This is a genomic window from Bradyrhizobium sp. sBnM-33 (assembly GCF_032917945.1).
In the GTDB taxonomy this organism is placed as follows: domain Bacteria; phylum Pseudomonadota; class Alphaproteobacteria; order Rhizobiales; family Xanthobacteraceae; genus Bradyrhizobium.
On the sequence record NZ_CP136624.1, the window covers coordinates 3,301,969 to 3,321,299 of the forward strand.

General features: G+C 58.9%; 16 protein-coding genes and 3 pseudogenes. 9 read left to right on the plus strand and 10 right to left on the minus strand.

The genetic code is table 11. From position 1 onward, the window contains the following. Positions 1 to 82: 82 nt before the first annotated feature. Together RX328_RS15270 and RX328_RS15275 are read right to left on the minus strand one after the other, a co-directional pair. Complete coding sequence (locus RX328_RS15270) at positions 83 to 694, minus strand: response regulator transcription factor (RefSeq protein WP_213256887.1); 612 nt, start codon at positions 692 to 694, stop codon at positions 83 to 85. 7 nt (positions 695 to 701) lie between these two features. Beyond that, on the minus strand, positions 702 to 2,381 hold the full coding sequence (locus RX328_RS15275; RefSeq protein ID WP_213256878.1) for a sensor histidine kinase: 1,680 nt from the start codon (positions 2,379 to 2,381) through the stop codon (positions 702 to 704). A 219-nt stretch (positions 2,382 to 2,600) separates the two neighbouring features. Here RX328_RS15275 and nhaD point away from each other — a divergent pair, with 219 nt between their 5' ends. From nhaD to RX328_RS15305, 6 genes and pseudogenes are all read left to right on the plus strand, one after another. Next, positions 2,601 to 4,049: a sodium:proton antiporter NhaD gene (gene nhaD, locus RX328_RS15280; RefSeq protein WP_312018153.1), complete on the plus strand. Its 1,449-nt coding sequence runs from the start codon at positions 2,601 to 2,603 to the stop codon at positions 4,047 to 4,049. 568 nt (positions 4,050 to 4,617) lie between these two features. Beyond that, positions 4,618 to 5,091, plus strand: a complete 474-nt coding sequence (locus RX328_RS15285) for a universal stress protein (RefSeq protein WP_213256876.1) — start codon at positions 4,618 to 4,620, stop codon at positions 5,089 to 5,091. A gap of 11 nt (positions 5,092 to 5,102) precedes the next feature. Further along, positions 5,103 to 5,598 (plus strand): annotated as a pseudogene (locus RX328_RS15290) (ABC transporter ATP-binding protein); the annotation flags it as partial. Positions 5,599 to 5,734: 136 nt separating this feature from the next. After that, positions 5,735 to 5,938 (plus strand): hypothetical protein, encoded by a 204-nt coding sequence (locus tag RX328_RS15295; protein ID WP_213256874.1) that lies wholly within the window; start codon positions 5,735 to 5,737, stop codon positions 5,936 to 5,938. A 353-nt stretch (positions 5,939 to 6,291) separates the two neighbouring features. Further along, the gene (gene ctaD, locus RX328_RS15300; RefSeq protein ID WP_213256872.1) at positions 6,292 to 7,899 is read left to right on the plus strand and encodes a cytochrome c oxidase subunit I; all 1,608 of its coding nucleotides are present in this window, start codon (positions 6,292 to 6,294) and stop codon (positions 7,897 to 7,899) included. 307 nt (positions 7,900 to 8,206) lie between these two features. Beyond that, positions 8,207 to 8,845 carry a universal stress protein gene (locus RX328_RS15305; RefSeq protein ID WP_213256870.1) on the plus strand — a complete coding sequence of 213 codons (639 nt, stop codon included), beginning with the start codon at positions 8,207 to 8,209 and terminating at the stop codon, positions 8,843 to 8,845. Between the two features lie 409 nt (positions 8,846 to 9,254). On the opposite strand, the gene RX328_RS15310 is transcribed toward RX328_RS15305, so the two are convergent. Continuing rightward, positions 9,255 to 10,229 (minus strand): helix-turn-helix domain-containing protein, encoded by a 975-nt coding sequence (locus RX328_RS15310; RefSeq protein ID WP_213256868.1) that lies wholly within the window; start codon positions 10,227 to 10,229, stop codon positions 9,255 to 9,257. An 801-nt stretch (positions 10,230 to 11,030) separates the two neighbouring features. On the opposite strand from RX328_RS15310, the gene RX328_RS15315 reads away from it, so the two are divergent. Continuing rightward, positions 11,031 to 11,597, plus strand: coding sequence for an NYN domain-containing protein (locus tag RX328_RS15315; RefSeq protein ID WP_213256864.1), 567 nt, complete (start codon positions 11,031 to 11,033; stop codon positions 11,595 to 11,597). A 46-nt stretch (positions 11,598 to 11,643) separates the two neighbouring features. Here RX328_RS15315 and RX328_RS15320 read toward each other — a convergent pair whose 3' ends face one another. Continuing rightward, positions 11,644 to 12,060 carry a hypothetical protein gene (locus RX328_RS15320; protein WP_249727274.1) on the minus strand — a complete coding sequence of 139 codons (417 nt, stop codon included), beginning with the start codon at positions 12,058 to 12,060 and terminating at the stop codon, positions 11,644 to 11,646. A 7-nt stretch (positions 12,061 to 12,067) separates the two neighbouring features. Beyond that, positions 12,068 to 12,289 (minus strand): hypothetical protein, encoded by a 222-nt coding sequence (locus RX328_RS15325; protein ID WP_213256862.1) that lies wholly within the window; start codon positions 12,287 to 12,289, stop codon positions 12,068 to 12,070. A gap of 458 nt (positions 12,290 to 12,747) precedes the next feature. On the opposite strand from RX328_RS15325, the pseudogene RX328_RS15330 reads away from it, so the two are divergent. Then, a pseudogene (locus RX328_RS15330) lies at positions 12,748 to 13,856 on the plus strand (IS630 family transposase). A 29-nt stretch (positions 13,857 to 13,885) separates the two neighbouring features. Here the strand turns inward: RX328_RS15330 and RX328_RS15335 are convergent. Further along, positions 13,886 to 15,251, minus strand: a pseudogene (locus tag RX328_RS15335) (IS701 family transposase). Positions 15,252 to 15,865: 614 nt separating this feature from the next. Here RX328_RS15335 and RX328_RS15340 point away from each other — a divergent pair. After that, positions 15,866 to 16,384: a DUF2231 domain-containing protein gene (locus RX328_RS15340; RefSeq protein ID WP_213256145.1), complete on the plus strand. Its 519-nt coding sequence runs from the start codon at positions 15,866 to 15,868 to the stop codon at positions 16,382 to 16,384. A gap of 83 nt (positions 16,385 to 16,467) precedes the next feature. Here the strand turns inward: RX328_RS15340 and RX328_RS15345 are convergent, their stop codons facing one another. The 4 genes from RX328_RS15345 to RX328_RS15360 all read right to left on the minus strand — a co-directional run bounded on the left by RX328_RS15345 (position 16,468) and on the right by RX328_RS15360 (position 19,269). Then, positions 16,468 to 16,635 carry a hypothetical protein gene (locus RX328_RS15345; RefSeq protein ID WP_213256142.1) on the minus strand — a complete coding sequence of 56 codons (168 nt, stop codon included), beginning with the start codon at positions 16,633 to 16,635 and terminating at the stop codon, positions 16,468 to 16,470. 61 nt (positions 16,636 to 16,696) lie between these two features. Further along, positions 16,697 to 17,422 carry an alpha/beta fold hydrolase gene (locus tag RX328_RS15350; RefSeq protein WP_249727165.1) on the minus strand — a complete coding sequence of 242 codons (726 nt, stop codon included), beginning with the start codon at positions 17,420 to 17,422 and terminating at the stop codon, positions 16,697 to 16,699. Positions 17,423 to 17,672: 250 nt separating this feature from the next. Next, complete coding sequence (locus RX328_RS15355; RefSeq protein ID WP_249727163.1) at positions 17,673 to 18,140, minus strand: cytochrome P460 family protein; 468 nt, start codon at positions 18,138 to 18,140, stop codon at positions 17,673 to 17,675. A 67-nt stretch (positions 18,141 to 18,207) separates the two neighbouring features. After that, positions 18,208 to 19,269, minus strand: coding sequence for an alpha/beta fold hydrolase (locus tag RX328_RS15360; protein WP_213256138.1), 1,062 nt, complete (start codon positions 19,267 to 19,269; stop codon positions 18,208 to 18,210). Positions 19,270 to 19,331: the final 62 nt, after the last annotated feature.

A 19,331-nucleotide genomic window follows, 5' to 3' on the forward strand; every position in this document is an offset into this window, starting at 1 on the left:
CGACGTCGCAGGCCGCGTGCAGAAAGCGGCGCCTCGATGCGAGAGTACGGCGACCGCCTCTCCCCTGAATTGTGATAACCACCTATGACCGAATTAGCATATTCCGCGACTGCAGGTTTATGCTCATACGGGCGAGGTGCGACAATGTCCGCGCGCCCATCTTCTTCAGCACAGCTGCGCGATGATGCTCGGCTGTCCGGGTGCTGATCCCGAGCTTTGTAGCGAGCAGCTTCGTCGGCATCCCTTCAGCCAGCAGCGCCATCACCTCCTGTTCGCGGGGCGTGAGCGACCGGTAGCTGGCCTCGACAGCCGCAGACGTTGCTTCCTCGGCAGCCAGTTCGCTGACGCGCTGGTGTGCTTCCTCCAGAGTCTGAAGGAGCTCCGCCGGCTCGAACGGCTTCTCGAGAAAGTGCAGCGCCCCCGCCCGCATGGCCTTGACGGCGAGCGGCACATCGCCATGGCCAGTGATCATGACCACCACCGGGCGCACCGGCCCCTGTTGCAGCTCTCGCACGAGATCCAACCCGCTCATTCCCGGCAAGCGCACGTCGACCAGCAAGCATAACGGCATGCTCAGCCTGACTTCCGCGAGGAATTCTTCGGCCGAGGCGTAGGTGCGCGCTTCCATCCCCGCCGTATGCAACAGTACTTTGAGGGCTTCGCAGACATCGGCTTCATCGTCGATGACGTGCACGACGTGTTTATGCCCCATGGCTCGCCTCCGGGCTCAAGGGAAGCTCGATCGTGAACCGCGCCCCGCCATCCGGCCGGATGCGCTCCCAATCGATCGTCCCTCCATGCGCTCCGATCAGCTCGCGCGACAGCGCCAGCCCGAGCCCCATGCCGCCCGGCTTCGTCGTGACGAACGGCTCGAACAGGTGGTTGGCCACAACTTCAGAGACGCCTGGCCCGTTGTCCTCGATCTCGATCCGCGCCCGCTTGTCTATCGCTGCCACGCGAACGGTAACGCTGCCAGGCGACCGGCTCGCTTCCGCGGCGGCGTCGATGGCATTGTTGATCACGTTGATCAGGGTCTGCTCAAGCTGAAGGGCATCGATCGTGACCGGCGGCACGGACGCAGCCTCGAACCGCACCGATACCCCGTGCGCCCTTGCGTCATCCTCGGCTAATGCCACCACCTTCCGCGTCAGGGCGCCGAGGTCGGTGGGAGCTGGCCTCAGCGTGCCGCGCGAAACGAAATCCCTCAGACGCTCGAGGATGTCTTTCGCGTGCCGCAGCTGCCCTGTTGCCTTTTCAAGAGATGCCGCAATCGGCGCCAGTTCGGCAGGCTTGTCAGCCAAAAGCTGCCGGCCGACGTGAAGGTACATGGCGACGTTCGACAGGGGCTGGCTGATTTGGTGCGCCAATGAAACGCCCATCGCACCGGCCGTCGCATGCCTTGTCATGCGCACCACCTCGGCATGCTGCTCGCGCAGGAGCTCATCCGATCTGCGGCGCTCGTCGACGACGGCGCCGAGCAACAACCCGTTGAACACGAGCGCCAGCACCAGGAGCTGGTAGCCCATGAAAGTGCTCGCGGGATAGCCACCCCAACTGATGAGAGCCAACAGCAGCAGATGGACGACACACACGCCAGCTGCCGCTCCCACGAACCCGGTGCGCATCGCGATCCAGCTCACCGGGAGGAACAGCAGATAGAAGAAATGGTATTCGTGGGCTCCCTCGAAGGAGAAGATCAGCCACAACGCGATCAGGACCCCCGCCAGAAAGGCCCCTGAGTCTATCAGCAGTACCGCGGGTCTTGTCTCACCCAGACGTTGAACTGACCCGGACGCGGCCATGGCAACGGGGAGGAGGATGATGATGCCGACGGTGTCTCCGACCCAAAGATGCTGCACCGCTTCCCAGTACTGCCTCGCCGGCAGATCGTCGAACCACACGAGAAAGCCGCAATAGAGGCAGGCTATGACGAATGTCCCTGCCGGCACCGTCACCAGCAGCGCAATCACATTGCGCAGGTCGGACCGTCCAACCGCAAAGCCGAGGCCTCGCGTGAGACCTGCGGCGAGCGCCGCATAACCGAGCGCAACAACCGCGCTCGTGGCAACAGTAGAAGCGACGCTCTTGGCTGCCCCGTAGATGAAGAGATCGACCAGCAACGCCGCCAAGAACAGCAGCGGCGCATAAGCGACGCCTTTGAGCAGCAACAGGCCGAGGCTCAGCGCCTTCACCGGATTCCACAGCGTGATGCCGAGGCCTTCGAGTTCATGGACGCGCGTGAGCCATTCGAGCCCGAGATAGGTGGCCGTGAAAACGCCGCCGATCAGAGCGTACCGCGCCGGCCCCAACTCGCGCAGCCGGCCTGCACTCCAGCGCAAGCCCGCAGTCGCACTATCTGATCTGCGGATGACGTCGCCCAATGCAGCTCCTCCGTGCCAGGCGGACGATTTTTTTTCCAGCGAGAATGCGCCTCCCTCACCCCGCACGCAAGCGCGTAGGTAGTACTCGCCATAGGTCCGTGGGCACTATTCCCTACGCAGCACTCGGCGCATGTCGCGCCGTGGCGTGCTACGCCTTATCCCCAGCAGGCACGATCCTCTCGCGCCGGTGAACAGGGCCCGCCGTACTCAAACCCAATAGTGGAAAGCCGCAAGGTGATGACGTTCGACTCTCGTCGACAGGGGCTGACGATGTTGCGTTTTGCCGGACGGCTATGGATGCTGGCGGTTCCGGTATTTGCCTTGCTTCTGTTCGCTCCCGCGCCGCTCCATGCCCAGGAGGCGGCGGCACGCATCGACTTGACGCAGCATCCCGTCGGCTATCTCGCGCTCCTGATCTTCTTCGTCGCCTACGGATTCGTGGCCGTCGAGGAAATCATTCAATTGCGCAAGTCGAAACCCGTTATGCTGGCGGCGGGCCTCATCTGGGCGCTGCTCGGCGTCGTCTACGCCGCGCATGGTCAAAGTGCCGTGCTCGAAGCCGCCGCCAAGCATGTGATCCTCGACTATGGCGAACTGATGCTGTTCCTCGTGGTGGCGATCACGTATGTGAACACGATGCAGGAGCGGCGCGTCTTCGCCGTGTTGAGGGCCAAACTCGTCAGCATGAAGCTCTCCTACCGGCAGCTTTTCTGGCTGGTCGGGGGGATTGCCTTCTTCGGCTGTCCCATGATCGACAACCTCACCACAGCGCTCGTCATGGGCGCCGTAGTGGTGGCCGTCGGGGTCGGCAATTACCAGTTCATCGTCATGGGCTGCATCATCATCGTGGTGGCCGCCAATGCCGGCGGCGTATACTCGCCGTTCGGCGACGTCACCTCGCTGATGGTCTGGCAGAAAGGCAAGCTGGAATTCCTCGAGTTCTTCCATCTCTTCCTCCCGGCGCTGGTGAACTTCCTCGTACCTGCGACGCTTATGCATTTCGGCGTGCCGAAAGGAATGCCCGAGCCGGTAAGCGAAACCCGACAACTCAAGCACGGCGCCGCCGTTGTGATCGGGCTGTTCGCGGCCACCATCGCGACCGCCGTCGCTTTCAAGAGCATTTTCAGTTTGCCGCCCGCGCTCGGGATGATGCTGGGTCTCGGATACCTGCAAATGTACAGCTACATCCTCCAGCGGATCGGGCGCCGCCGCGACGACCAAGACATGGCGTTCGACTCCTTGCGGGAGATCAGGCGCCTGGAGTGGGACACGCTGCTGTTCTTCTTCGGCGTCATCTTCGCCGTCGGCGGACTTGGCGTCGCCGGTTATCTCGCGCTTGTGTCGAATTTTCTCTATGGCGACCTGGGACCGACCGTCGCCAACATCGCGATCGGTGTGCTTGGCGCGGCGTTCGACAACATCCCACTGATGTTCGCGGTGCTCACCATGAACCCCGATATGTCGAGCGGCCAGTGGATGCTCGTCACGCTGAGCACCGGTGTCGGGGGGAGCCTCGTGTCCATCGGCACGGCGGCGGGCGTGGCGCTGATGGGACTGCTGCGCAACCACTACACGTTTATCAACCACCTTCGATGGAGCTGGGCCATTGGGCTGGGATACGTGGCAAGCATCCTCACCCATCTGTGGATCAACGCCGCGCTCATGTAATGCCGCGAGCCCGCCCATATCTCCGACGCAATCGGACCGCACGTGGACGGCCCGAAAGGTCCTTGCCAGCTCTGTGCCCATGCGGGACTAAAATCAATGAAATCGATATCAAGTGGCGATACTTTTCGTTTGTCAAAAATGATCCCGAGCATACTTTGATGGCAGCGTTAGCGTGCCGATGTGGCAACGCGCGGCGCAACAGCGCGCAGCAATGGGAGGCCCCAATGACGAAGAAATCGTTTCGGGGATTGAGCTGGTGACTTCTCTGATCAGAACGCTAAGGCGCGTTCGCTTTTGGTTCCTCTTGAAAGTCGACAACGATCGGTCATCGCTCCTACGGCCTGGATTCGATGAAGGACGCTTGAGGCCAGCGCTAATGCGCATCCGCCGTAGCAGCCAGCGACTCTAGCACAGAGCGCAACAGCCTCCTTCAAACGTCCTTTTCTCGACGCCAGGGCCGTGAATAAACTGATTCCTTTTCGCCAATGCAGAATGGAGCCTCAGATCTCGCCAGCCAAATATGCCGATCGTGAGCTCAGCGTACCAACTTACAAAAGGGAGATCCCTCATGTATCAAACAATTCTCCTGGCTTTCGACGGTTCACCCGATGGCCGCGAAGCACTGGTTCAAGCCGAAAACTTAGCATTAGCATGTGGTGCCACAGTTCATCTTCTTGCGATCATAGACCCGTCCGAAAGCATGCTCATCGTTGAGGCAATGTCTTTCATTCCCGACAATCAGCGTTTTGTAGTCCAGACCGTACTTGACGAGGGCGTGAAGCGGTTGCGACGCGCTGCAACCAGCGAACTCAAGTATGGCAAGCCGGCGGAACAGATAATTCTGTCCGCAACAGACATAAACGCGGATCTGATCGTCGTTGGTCATCGAGATCAAGGGACGCTTGCGCGTTGGTTGAACGGGTCGGTCGGCGAATCAATCTTGCATCAACCGCCATGCAGCGTGCTCGTCGCCGTAAAGTCCGGGCAAAGGGCGAGTAACGTCACGCCGATTCAGCAACGGAAGGCGAGGAGTAAAGGATAAACTTCATGTTGAAGACCACCTTGCTGCGTGCGCTGTCGCGCATGCTTGGCTGCAGGGGCAGCATGGCCATGAATTCCCAGGATCTCTTGCCGATGACGTCCGACCGAGTTCGGCCTCGTCCAGGTTCCTGAAAATCGTCAGCTCTTCGACCTGTACACGCTTTTCCCACGCTTGGCGGAGCCCCGGCGTCAGCTCGCTGGCAGCTTGTCGGGAGGCGAACAGCAGATGTGTACGATGGCTCGCGGATTGATGGCGGCTCCAATCCTGCTGATGATCGACGAGATGAGTTTGGGACTGGCACCCGTCGTCGTAGAACAGTTGATGGATGCGCTGGCAACGATCCCTCGCGAGGGCCTGACGATCTTATTGGTTGAACAGGACGTCAATCTGGCTCTGTCGATTGCCGATCGCGGTTACGTCATGGAAGCCGGTCATATCGTTCGTAGCGGGTCCACCAAGAAACTCATAGCCGATCCTGAAGTCCGGCGTGCCTATCTCGGACTTTGAGACGTCAGCTAATGACGGAAAAACCGTCGAGAGTAGCGTCTGTCCTATGTGATAACCGGCCGCGAGGACACAGTTTCGTATCAAGTCGGAAGGAAGGCAGGTTGAGTTGCAAGTTCCGCTTAAAATCGAGCATGCCATGACCAAGGAAGACGCGATTGATGAACTTAGATCGCTGCAACAGATCGGTGAAGGCTCCAACGTGCACGCGAACGCTGAGACGGTTTTCTGCGACTTCCTTGATGCAGTCGGCTATGGAGAGGTCGCACGCGAGTTCCGGAAGATCCACGAGATGTATCCGGTGGTGACCCCTAGATATTCGAAGCCTTCTTGGCCGTCGTAGGCAGAAGATAGGCGAACGCCCAGACCAAGCATCGTCCCTGCTGGAATTGTTGGCTCCAGCTCCATCATTCGGGCCTCCGTACATCCAAGGCGCTCACCTAGCGGTGTCGATTGGGAGAGCCCGTTACGATTTCGAACGAAGAAAGCGTGCTCAGCGATGGAGAGCGTGAGTAAACGGCAATCACGGCGCTGCCGGTCGATTGATCAAGAATCATGCACTCAAACAACAATAGAAATCGATTGTCGCCTGCATCCTCCGATGAGACACAGATAGCAGATGTGGCGGATGTCGAACGCCACGGAGCATTCGGCGCTTGTATCACTCCCGGGTGAACTGCTTGATCGGAGCTAGTGATGCCGACGATATCGAGAGTTTGCGCGCCCGAGAGAGGTCACGCATATCCGAGCGGCTGGCGCCGCTATCTTTACTCAACCAACCACAAAGACATCGGCACGATGTACTTCGTGTTCGCTCTCTGCGCAGGTCTGATCGGTGGAATCATTTCAGTTGTAATTCGGATGGAATTGCAGCAGCCCGGCCTGCAGATGTTCACGAACACGCATACCTACAATGTATTCGTAACCGGTCACGGCCTGATCATGATCTTTTTCACGCTCATGCCGGCGATGATGGGTGGATTTGGCAATTGGATGGTGCCGCTGATGATCGGCGCGCCGGACATGGCGTTTCCGCGCATGAACAACATATCGTTTTGGCTGCTGCCTGCGTCATTTGCACTGCTCATTATCTCGATGTTCGTCGAAGGCGAGCCCGGCTCGAGCGGCGCCGGTACCGGTTGGACGCTGTACGCGCCGTTGTCGACCTCGGGCCATCCGGGACCGGCCGTCGATTTCGTAATCCTGTCGATGCATATCGCGGGTGCGTCTTCGATCCTCGGTTCGATCAATTTCATCACCACCATATTCAATATGCGGGCGCCGGGTATGAGCCTGCATAAAATGCCGTTATTCGCCTGGTCGGTCCTCGTGACGGCCTTCCTGTTGTTGCTGTCGCTGCCTGTGCTCGCCGGCGCCATTACCATGCTTCTCACCGACCGCAATTTTGGGACAACGTTTTTCGCGGCGGAGGGGGGCGGCGATCCGGTGTTGTATCAACATCTTTTCTGGTTCTTCGGTCATCCCGAGGTTTACATCATGATTCTGCCCGGCTTCGGCATCGTCAGCCACGTCGTTTCCACATTCAGCCGCAAGCCGATATTCGGCTATCTCGGAATGGTCTACGCACTGGTTGCGATCGGATTTATCGGATTTCTCGTCTGGGCCCACCATATGTACACGGTCGGGATGTCAAGCAGCGCCCAGGCGTATTTCGCGTTGGCCAGCATGGTGATCGCAGTTCCAACTGGCATAAAGATCTTCTCCTGGATAGCAACCATGTGGGGCGGCTCCATAACATTTCGAACGCCAATGCTGTGGGCGATCGGATTCATCTTCGTGTTTACGGTCGGCGGTGTCACCGGTGTAGTGCTCGCCAATCCGGGCATCGACCGGACGTTGCAGGACACTTACTACGTAGTTGCGCATTTCCATTATGTACTGTCGCTTGGCGCCGTATTCGCGATCTTCGCAGGTTGGTATTATTGGTTCCCGAAAATGACTGGATACATGTACTCGGAAGCCCTCGGCAAACTGCACTTCTGGCTGACCTTTGTCGGCGTCAACTTTGCGTTTTTTCCGATGCATTTCCTCGGATTGTCGGGAATGCCGCGACGAGTTGCAGATTATCCCGACGCATTTGTAGGCTTGAACCAGATTGCCTCGATCGGGTCCTATGTCTCCGCAGCCGGTCTGATCGCGTTCTTCGTGGGCATGGTTTATGCCTTCGTCCGGAAGGAGAGGGCTGCGGACAATCCGTGGGGACCTGGCGCAACCACGCTGGAGTGGACGTTATCTTCGCCGCCACCGTTTCATCAATTTGAGGTCTTACCCCGAATTGAATAGATGAATCGACGAGCTCTATAAATCAGCCGCGCCGGCGTGGCATTTGAGCCATCAGACTCCTCCGATTCCGCGTCAACGATGTCCGCTTTGCATCGCACCCACGGTAGCGGTTCAAGCCGTCGTTAAAGGGATGCGAGTCCGTGCGCAGACCGAAAGGTGTCACGCAAGGCATTGTCCATTCTCATGCAACCGCAAAAATGTATTCAAGCGTCAATAGATTTCGTTTGTCTAACGTCCTTGCAAGATGGATCCTCAAGTGCTGCCGAGACGATCTTAATGCAAGCGGATACGCGGCGACAAGTGGAGAGTGATTGTTATCAAGGACATTCTGGTGACCCTTCCGGCGGGCAATACTCCGTCATTCGCGGTGGACTACGCCGTAACAGTCGCCAGAACTTTCAATGCGCACCTCACGGGCATTGCATTTGTGCAAGACGTGGCCAGCGCTGGAGCGTTGTTTGACTGGGCTCCAGCGATTGTTCTGGATGATTATCGTCGAGAAGTGGAAGCTGCCGCTGAAGTTGCCAAAGCCCGGTTCGAGGAAACGTGCCAGCGAGAAGGCCTCTCCGCTGAATCGATGATTCTCAACGCGGAAGCGGTCAGCCTTCCTGAACTCCTTTCACGCACAGCGCGGAGGTTCGATTTGACAATCCTTCCTCAGGCTGGCCCGGAGGACGAACGGTCGGAGGAGGTGATGATCGAGGCAGCCTTGCTGGGATCCGGTCGCCCAATCTTGCTCGTTCCCTATTTCATGGAAGGCGCAGTCAAGTTTGACCGGATTCTTGTTTGCTGGGACGGCAGCCACAACGCCGCGCGCGCGATAGCCGACGCGATGCCATTCCTGAGATGCGCCAAACAGGTTGAAGTAGTAACCGTTGCGACTGATGGGAGAGCGAATGACAGCACGGCCGGACTTGTGTATAGCACATCATCTTGCCCGGCATGATGTGATCGTCGAAGTGAGGAATATTGTCGCTCACGGCCAAGACGTGTCACTCAGGAGTCGTTCTCATGCGGCGCAGCACTCGGCAGATCTGATTGTTATGGGTGGCTATGGTCATTCGTGGCTTCGGGAGTTCGTTCTAGGTGGCGCGCGCGCGACATTTTCGAATCGACGGTTGCTCCAACCCTGATGTCACATTGAACTGACGGTGGCGGAACGCTTTCTCACCGGAGATGTCCCGTTGCGCCGCGGCTTTATGAACGACATCTCAGAGCCGCCGGGGTTGCGGCTCGCCTTCGAGGAGGGCGGCGCGAACATCCATCGCGCGCCCATCCATGGGCCATATTGAACGCGCCACGGATTACTTGTCGGCAGTATCCGAGATGCGTGCGAGAGAGAAACAAGATAGTCGTCATCTTTGGGCGCCCGAACGAGGACTCTTGTGTAAACTTCTGTAGTGTTGGGGCGAGACACCGTACATAGCCTTGAAGCTTCTACCGAAATGGGTCATATCGGAAAATCCCCAGCCGTACGCGATATCGCTGATCGTCCGATGCCCTTGCAGAGGGTCTTCAAGCGCTATTCGACATCTCACAAGTCGCCGGGTTCGGATCAGGCGCGTAATCGAGGTGCTCTGCTCGCCGAGGAGTGCGTTGGCATACCGAACGCTAATTCCGGCGGCCTCGGCCACTGTTCGAGGATCCAGCGCTGGATTGCATAATCTTGATTCGATAGCTGTGCGCACGTTGAGCAGCGCGAGTGACCGCGCGGACGAAACGCGCGGTTTTGATAATCCCACCGCGTTCAGAAGTGACCATGCAATGATATCGAGTGTTTGATCTCTGGCGAGTTCTTCCGCAGCACACGAAATGGAGCCGGCTATTCCGGGCAACATCGCTACGAACGATGAGACCGAACCGAACCGGGGCTCGCACGCCGAGATTGGAATTGCAAGCATCTCGCGTGTTTGCCCAAGGCGGGCTCTTAGAGCGGCCCTAGGAACCTTCAGCACAAGTAGCTTGGATACGTCCGAGAATCTTGCAAAATAAGGTAACAGCGGGTCAACGAGCGTCACGTCACCCGCTTGCAGTATGACTTGACGGCCGTTCTGCTCTATCGCGACTGAGCCTCTGACCTGCTGGCAAACGAAAAGGCTATCGCCCTCCGATTGCGCGATGTGCCGCGCTGTACGTGTGACTGTCATGGGGGAATTCTCGAAAAGAACAAGCCCCATGTCTGCGATCGACCCGCCTTCGATCTGTGCTTCAAAAGTCTGCTTGGACGCCGGCTTTGAGGAATGTCCCGCAATGTTTCTGCACGCAACGTCATGCCAATAGTCAAACCGGTCTCGAGGATGTACATCCATTGTCGAAAAGAGCTTATCCATCTGGGATATACCTACGTAGCCGAGGAAATATGCCTATATGGCCGAGTAACCTTTGCGCCCAGTAATAAGATGATAGCAAGAATCAATCAGCCGGCACGAATGAAATATCGCAAGGGCAAGATCAGATCGCGTTCGACGGTCTGACGGGCTTGTGCGGCTCCATAATATTGCCGCATGCCCCCAAAATCGCAGGCGAATTTCACGAAACCAGATGCATGGAGGGCACGGGGATTGGCGTCCTTACGGCAGAGGTCTGGAAATGACGCGTCAGATATACATAGGTCTGAGGCTTGGCGGAAACGAACCATATGTACTCTGGAGAAGCCCAACCCTTCTGGGGAGCTGAAGAGAGCCGTCCGTGATCAGTAGTGGACATGAAATGTCCCACGGTTTCGTTGTTGATGATCAGAATCACCTACGTTCGGCCCTTGCTATGGTTCTCCGCATTAAAGGGCTCGAGGTCGTCGTGGCCGAAAGCGGTGGGGGCAGGTTTGCAGGAGCTCGTGGACTCGAACTTTGAGTTGGTTGTCATCGACTGTTTCTTGCAGGACGGCATGGGCGGCTTCGAGCTTATTAGAATGCTGCGGGAGCACGACCCAAGTTTGTCTATCAGCGCGATCTCGAGCGTAGCGCCGATCGATTTACTCACGAAGTATCCCGAGCTCAGTGATGTGATAGGTCTGTCGAAGCCCTTTCGTCCAACGGAGCTGAATGCTTGCCGTTGACGAGGCTACTCAGTCAAACCTGTGATGAAGGCACGCACAACTCTTTGGTTGTTCTAATCATGACAATGAGCAAAGTATGAGGGGTGGCGAGAACAAGATCGCGCTCCTTATCGATGGAGTAAACCTTTCGGCGAGCGCCAAGGCGCTCGGCTTCGACATCGACTACCAACGCCTGCTGACGGAATTCCGGACCCGCGGAACGCTGCTGCGCGCGAACTATTATACGGCGATCATCGAGGATCGGGAGTCTTCCTCGGCTCGTCCGTTAATCGAGTGGCTTAATTACAATGGCTACACCGTCGTCTCCAAGGCAACCAAAGAATTTGTCGACGCCAGCGGCCGCCGCAAGACCAAGGGCAACATGCATGTCGAGCTCGCGGTCGATGCGATGGAGCTCGCGGAGCATGTCGACGAGATCGTGCTGTTCTCCGGCCATGGTGATTTCCGCTCGCTGGTCGAAGCGGTGCAGCGCCGCGGCGTCCGCGTCACCGTGGTCTCGACGATTTCGAGTCAGCCGCCAATGATCGCCGATGAGCTGCGGCGACAGGCCGACGCCTTCACCGATTTATTGGAACTGGAATCCAAGCTCGGCCGCGATCCGCAGGAGCGACGGCCCTCTCGACGCAAGGATCGGTGCGGGTAGTTACTTTCAACAGGCTAGGGCATCGGGCAAAAAGTCGCCGCCCCCTTCAGTACATCCCACGGGGGCACGTGTGAGGGCCCATCAAACGATTGGCGATGCTTAGTGCGCCGGGCTCATTGGTTTCGAGGGCAACCTTCTGAGCCAGCATGACGTCACCGGCCGCTAAATAGCCAACTGGCACGAAGCACCATCGGCAAACGGCCTCACCCGCGCTGTTCAGTTCCTCAATATTCGTCTGCGTACCATGGCGGATCCTAAAGACGCTGCCGCTATGGCTGCCGATGACGTCGAAATACCCAAATCGCTCATAGCAGGCGAGTTGCTCCGGCGAGAGCCACTGCTTTAGGAGCCTTAGAGCCCGGGCATGACCACTACGTTGTATGGGATGCTGTGCGAGAATCCCAGCAAGCAGCAACATCAGTATAATGATGATCAACGAAATGGTCATCGCCATCTGCGACATGCATTGATCAGCCGCCAACCAGACGCGGAAAGAACAGTGTTTCGTCCGCAGTCGGATCGAAATTTTTGATAACCCGGGGCTCGCCAAGCCCTGAGCGAGCGGCCGCTGTGAAGCCAGCGCCCGTCAACTCCAGGAAACGCTTCTCTGCCAGCGCCAGCTCAGCGTGATCATTGATATCTAAGGCATGCCGAGTATCGCCGGAGCGGTCCATCACTATTTGAGTTGACATGTAAGCACTCCCTTTGAACGAAAGTGTAAGGCCCCCGCTCAGCAGCTTTCTCTATCAAGAACGAGAACTGACGTTAGTTCCAAAGGCCTGGAGGCATAGTGCTCAATCCGATTCGACTTCTGGTCCTATCGTGGCTTGCTCACGGGTGAGCTGAATTTCGTGCTTTCGCCTTAATCGTCATCTGGATCGCTATCATGCTTTTAGGATCGGCTTGATCAAGGCGCTAGGCGCGCACTTCGACTGAGCATCGCCCTGGATTTGCAAAAGTCTTCCTTTGGCTTTCCTTTGCCGCTGTTTACGTCGATAAGCGGGAGCGGCGGTCAGTTTGGTGCGGACCGATTTGGCTTGGCCATCCCTTCAATCTGACACGCTAGGACGGCACCCCTCTCTAGTCCTCTGGAACGCAAGTTCGTCACATTATAATGATAGCTCGAATCTTCCTGTAGAGGAGAGCGCTTGTGGCGAATGCAGCTGTGAGAGGCCGGCCGATCGAACCGTTGGTGCTGAGTGCGCAGGAGCGGACGTACTTGGAGAGACAAGTCCGTCTCACCGTGTTGCGCGGTCGCTATCTGAGCGGTGCCGCGCGATCCTGCGATGTGCGGACGGCTTGCCAAGCAAATCTGTGGCTGCCGAACTCGGCATCCACGAGCATACCGTTGGCAAGTGGCGCCGCCGGTTTTTGAAAGATCGCTGTGATGGCCTGCTTGACGAGGCCCGCCCCGGCCGCCCTCGAACCATCAATGACGATCAGGTTGCTGCCGTGATCGAGCGGACGTTGCGCACGACGCCGGTCGATGCGACGCACTGGTCGATCCGCTCAATGGCTGCGGAAACTGGCTTTTCCCACACCACGATCCGCCGAATGTGGGCGGCGTTCGGTTTGCAGCCACACCGAAGCCAGACATTCAAGTTGTCGAGCGATCCGCTGTTCGTCGACAAGGTACGCGATATCGTCGGCCTTTACCTGTCCCCGCCGAACCGAGCCCTTGTCCTCAGCATCGATGAGAAAAGCCAGATCCAGGCACTTGATCGCGAGCAACCGGTCTTGCCGATGATGCCTGGCGTGCCGGAACGTCGCACGCACAGCTATGTGCGACATGGTACGACCACGCTGTTTGCCGCGCTTGATGTCGCCTCGGGGTTCGTCATCGGCAAATGCTACAAGCGCCACCGAGCAGTCGAGTTCTTGAAGTTTCTGAAAGAGATCGATGCTCAAGTTCCTGAAGGCCTCGATGTCCATATCGTCATGGATAACTATGCCACCCACAAGACACCTAAGATCAAAGCGTGGCTCGCCCGCCGGCCTCACTACCATGTGCACTTCACGCCGACTTCCGCATCATGGATCAATCAAGTCGAACGCTGGTTCGCTGAGCTCACCAGAAAGCAAATCCAGCGAGGCGTTCACACCTCCGTCAGGCAGCTCGAGGCCGACATCCGTACGTTCATCGACCGGCACAACAAAAACCCAAAGCCCTTCAAATGGACCAAGTCCGCTGACCAGATTTTGGCTTCCGTCAAACGCTTCTGCCACAAAGCCCAGCAGACTTTATGTGGCGAACTTTAGATTCACGTGACTAGCACTACTTTGGCACTTTAGTCGTCGCGATATCTGCAAGGAACATGTCGCAGTGAGGACATTGTCGGGGTGGAGGTCGTGCGAAGAGGTCGAGGATGGCTTGCCTGATGGCCGGCATGCTTGGTTGTGGTGGCGGTCCTGAGATTCTTTTTTTTCCGTCCCGCTGCTTTGAGGCGGCGGGATTGGAGGAAGGCGTAGGCGATCATCGTCATCAACGCGTGTCGATGTAATCCCGTCCAGGATCTACCTTCGAAGTGGTCGAGCCCAAGCTCCTCCTTGAGCTGCTGGTGGGCCTGTTCACAGACCCACCTGGCCTTGATCGTGGCAGCGAGCGTCTTGATGGTGGCATCGGCCGGCAGGTTCGACACATAGTATTTTTGCTCCCCGGTCGACCGCCGCTCGCCGACGAGCCAGACCTCGTCGCCAGGCATGCACTGCATACGGTTATTGATCATCCGGTGCTTATGGCCATCCGCAACGCGGACACGGCGGGCCGTGAAGAGACATGTCAGCCGACCTTTGGTGCCCCGCCGCCAGCTGACCCTTTGCCATTTGCCTTTGGCCAATAACGCTTCAGCAGAGACCGGTGGCTGATCAGGGATGTGGTATTTGCGGGGCTTTCCGGTCTTCGCGATGGGGAAGATCAGGGCAATGTCGGCGGGATAGACGTTCTGGCGCCGCGACAGACCCACCGCCCACAGCAGACCGCGCTCGCTCAAAGCCTGACGGAAAGGCCCGCTGGAGCCGTACCCTGAATCGGCAAGCACACAGCCGAAACGCACACCGGAGGCGATGACGCGGTCGATCTCCTCGATCGCAATCTCCGGCTTTGTCAGAGCAGTCTGTCTATCCTTCGGCACACCCGCCCGCGCCATGCGCTCAGGATCATTTGTCCAGTTCTCGGGCAGGAACAGCCGCAGGCCCACCATCACCGGCACTTCCCGCGACGCCAACGTTAGCGAGACTAGCGACTGACAGTTAGCAGTCTTTCCGAGCGACGAGGCATATTGTGGCGCGACGCCAATCGAGTGACGTCCCTTCTTGGGCAACGCCGTATCATCGATGACAAGAAAACCCGCATCATCGCCAACCAATCTGTCTGCCTCCTTCAGCAGGGCAGCCTCGAGTGGAGCACTGTCCCAAACTCCGGCAGCGACGAAATGATGGAGCTGATCGTAACCGACCCCACTGGCGCGTGCCGCCATCGGTTGAACGCTCTTGCGGTCTCCTGGACCAATCAAACCCGCGACGTAGAGAGGGCACATCCGGGCCCGCGTCTTGTGCCCTAGCGCCGCGACAAACGGCGCAAGCCAGCGATCGAGATCGGCTTGCCAGTCCACGTCCATAGATCGGCCCTCCATAAGCCGACCTCTCATGAATCATTGAAAACCTGATTCGGGAATCCTGTTGCGACGATCAATCCAATAAATCTGCCAAAGTAGTGCTAGGGCGTGAATCCATAAATCTGCGGGCGGACGGCAGCTGGAGGCCGCTAGATTCCGGGCGACTAACTTCCGCAGCGCAGCGAAATGACGCAATGTGCCATAGACTATGTATTTTGTTTCTGTGTCCGCGTAGACGCAAATAGCGTCGGCGGCGGTCCAAGCATGCGATCTTGAAAGGCCCATACACCGATCTTCTCGCGACGAATTTAAATGTTCGGCGTTTTCGTAAGATCAAGCTCTTCCGGAGGGCGCGATCCGGGCATCGCGCTCGCCGTTGCCGCCGAGACCGGCGTCGTGTTGTTGATCTACCTCGACAGACTTTGGCCGAGATCAAGGGCCGGCGTGATAGCCGAGAGGCGCGTCCTGACGCGCAGCGACCTTTTTACGATGCCATCATGGAGCGTGCAGTGGAGCGCGTCCGCCCCATCCGACGGCCAATCATCATAGTCGTGGCGCTCGTCATCATCGTTGGCATAATCCTAAAACCTTCCTGCGGGAACCAAACCCACCAACTAGCGTCAATTGGATACCCCTTTTCCGCGAGGTGCTGCTATGCCTGCTAACCCCCAAAGCACTGCAAAGATCGGAAATCATCCGCTTCATCCAATGCTCATCCCATTCCCGGTTGCATTCCTCGTCGGTGCATTCGTCAGCGACTTGGGATTCCTAGGTACCGGCGACGGCTTCTGGGCGAGAGCGTCCATGTGGCTGATCGGCGCCGCGATCGTGATGGCGCTTCTCGCCGCTCTGGCAGGCTTTGTGGACTTCTTCAGCGAACCCCGTATCCGCGCCTTGTCCGATGCCTGGTATCACATGATCGGCAACCTGACTGCGGTGGTCATCGCGCTGGTCAACTTCGCACTCCGCTACAGCCAAGGCGCCGAACCCGCGATCAGGCCATGGGGCGCAGTGTTGTCTTTTGTGGTGGTTGGCATCCTGCTATTCACCGGCTGGAAGGGCTGGGAGATGGTGTACCGCCATCGGGTGGCTGTCCTCGATGCCCCCGAACAAACGGCGGCCGGCACGACGGATACGCGGCCGCGGGGCCCGGGACGTCGCAGCGCCGCGTAATGTTTTTGCCTAAGTTATGGAAAGGAGGGCTGGGTGCCCGGCCAGGATGGACCGCCGCCAATGCCCGCGCGTGATCGTGTGCCTTATGGCGGCTCGGAGACATGACGCCAAGTGGCGGCGACATCCATGAAGTTGACACCGGCGATGGCGATCTCGACAAGAACCTGGCCCGTGCCCGGCGCGGGGTCCGGGCGCTCGACATACTCGATCACCTCAGGCCCACCCGTCCGGGTCATTACGATGGCTTTCATTGTATATCTCCGTACATCGGCCATGAGACTTGCTCACGTCCTCGCCATTCGAATTTACTGGCTATTTTGCCGCGGCCTCGATCAGCTTCGCGACAGGGTCGGGATTGGAGACCATGACCACATGCGAGGCGCCTTTGACCATGACGGTCTCGCGGGCGTGGGCCCGGGCGGCCATGAAGGCGGAGGCTTCCGGTGGGATGTTTCTGTCCTTGTCGCCATAGATGAACCAGGCGGGAATTCTCTTCCAGGCCGCATCGGTTTGGACCTCGTTCAGCGCGGCCTCCGTTATGGGTCGCTGCGTCGCGGCCATCAGCTTCGCTCCAGCGTCGGAGACGTCCGCGGCGAATTGGTTGTGGAACTTGTCTTGCTGGATGTAGAGGTCCTTGCCACCGCCGGAAAGTGACACTGGCGGAGCAAGCGTCGGGCCAAGCGTGCTGCCTGGAAATTTGCCCGCAAGTTGGGCGGCGGTTTCTCCTATATCCGGCGCGAACGCGGCGACATACACCAACGCCTTCACGTTCGCATGGCCGTCGGCAGCCTCGCTGATCACAGACCCACCATAGGAATGGCCAACAAGAACTACAGGCGACTTGATTGAGGCGAGGATGTCGGCGACATAGCCAGCGTCATTCTTGACGCCCCGCAATGGATTGGCGGCCGCCACGACGGCATAACCGTCCTTCTCGAGGATCTTGACGACTCCGTTCCAACTCGATGAATCCGCGAACGCGCCATGAACCAGAACAATGGTGGGCTTCGCGGGCTGCGCATGCGCATCGCCGAACATGGCTGCGGCGAGTGCCAGCCCTGCCAACAATCTCTTCACTGACGTATCCTTTCACGGGCCTATCGATGCGGCGTTCATTGCGATGAGCGCAGGGTCAGGGACGGAGATGCCTCCGAGGCGAACCTGCGGCGGCGCTCCCTTCCTGCGGGAAGTGCGTGGAGGTGCTCGGCCCGCGCCATCTCTCGAGCTCATTCAGCTTCTTGAGGTCAGCCTGCGCGATGATTTTCACAGCGTCGCTTCGGCGTGCCGGCTACGGCGCGAACCGGGTGAAGACGTAGTCTCGCGCCTTCACCCGTGATTCATGGCAGGCGAAGCATGTCTCGTGCTGAGCTTCGTCCACGGGCTTACCGTCGATGAAGCGCCCGAAACCCCAGCCGCCGCTGGCGGCGTACTTCTTCGAATCCTTGACCATGACCTGCACGGTCGTGGCGGCTCCGGGGACAAGAGCGGATTCGAATTCGGGCGACTGGATATGCTTCCAGGCGAGCTTGACCAGCACGGTCCCGTCCGGGAATGGCAAGGTGCCGGCACGGTAGGCATCGATCGCCTTTTGATTGCCGACGACCGCCCGCAATTCATTGAGCGGCTCGTGCTCCAGCGCCGGCGCGATCAGCTCCCATTTCCGGTGTCCGTCAGGGATCGTGACCCCGTAGATCGGCGAGGCGGGATTCTTGTCTCCATCGCCGCTGGCGACGGAGGTAACGCCGACGATGGCCATGGCGATAACGGCACCGGCATAGGGCAGCACGGAAAAAGGTCTCATCGGAAGCTCCTTTTGACCGCGCTCAGAACCGGTCGACGTCGACTACCGCCTTGGCAAAAGCCTGCGGTGCTTCCTGCGGCAGGTTGTGCCCGATGCCGCCGGTGATCGACCGGTGCTCGTACTTGCCTGAGAATTTCTTCGCATAGGCGCTGGCGACAGGATGCGGGGCGCCGTTGGCGTCACCCTCCAGCGTGATCGTGGGCACGCCGATCACGGGCGCCTTGGCGAGCTTTTCCTCCAGCTCGTCATATCGTCGCTCGCCTTCAGCAAGACCGAGACGCCAGCGGTAGTTGTGGATCGAGATGGCGACGTGGTCGGGATTGCGGAACGCGGCGGCGCTGCGCGCGAAGGTCGCGTCGTCGAAAGCCCAGCGGGGCGATGCGAGCCGCCAGATGAGCTTGGCGAAATCGTCCGTGTATTTCGCGTAGCCCACCCGCCCACGCTCCGTGGCGAAGTAGAACTGGTACCACCATTGCAGCTCGGCCTGAGGCGGCAGGGGGGCCTTGTTGGCCTCCTGGCTGCCGATCAGATAACCGCTGACGGACACCATTGCCTTGCAGCGCTCCGGCCAGAGCGCGGCAAGGATATTGGCGGTTCGCGCGCCCCAGTCGCAGCCGGCGACGACCGCCTTCGGGATGCGGAGCGCATCCATCAACGCGATGATGTCGACGGCGAGCGCGGCCTGCTGGCCGTTCCGGACGGTGGTTTCGGACAGGAAGCGCGTCGTGCCGTAGCCGCGCAGGAAGGGCACGATGACCCGATAGCCGGCCTCCGCGAGCAGGGGCGCGACGTCGACGTAGCTGTAGATGTCATAGGGCCACCCGTGCAGGAGGATGACCGGAGGTCCATCAGCAGGACCGTCTTCGGCATATCCGACGCTGAGCGGACCCGCATCGATCTGCTTCAGCGATGCGAACGAAGTTCGCAGCGTCAGCGGGCGGGACGAGGCCGTTCCTGTCCCACCGCCTTGTGCGTTCGCGACTGCGATTCCGCCGAACTGCGCGGCGGCAAGGGTCGCGGCAGCGATGCCGAAGAGGCGGCGGCGAGGATGGTCGATGTCTTCCGGGGTTCTGATGGTGTTCATTGGTACATCGCCTTTACTGCGAGGTTGGGGAGGCCTTACGGCTGATTGATGGGCAAGGCCGA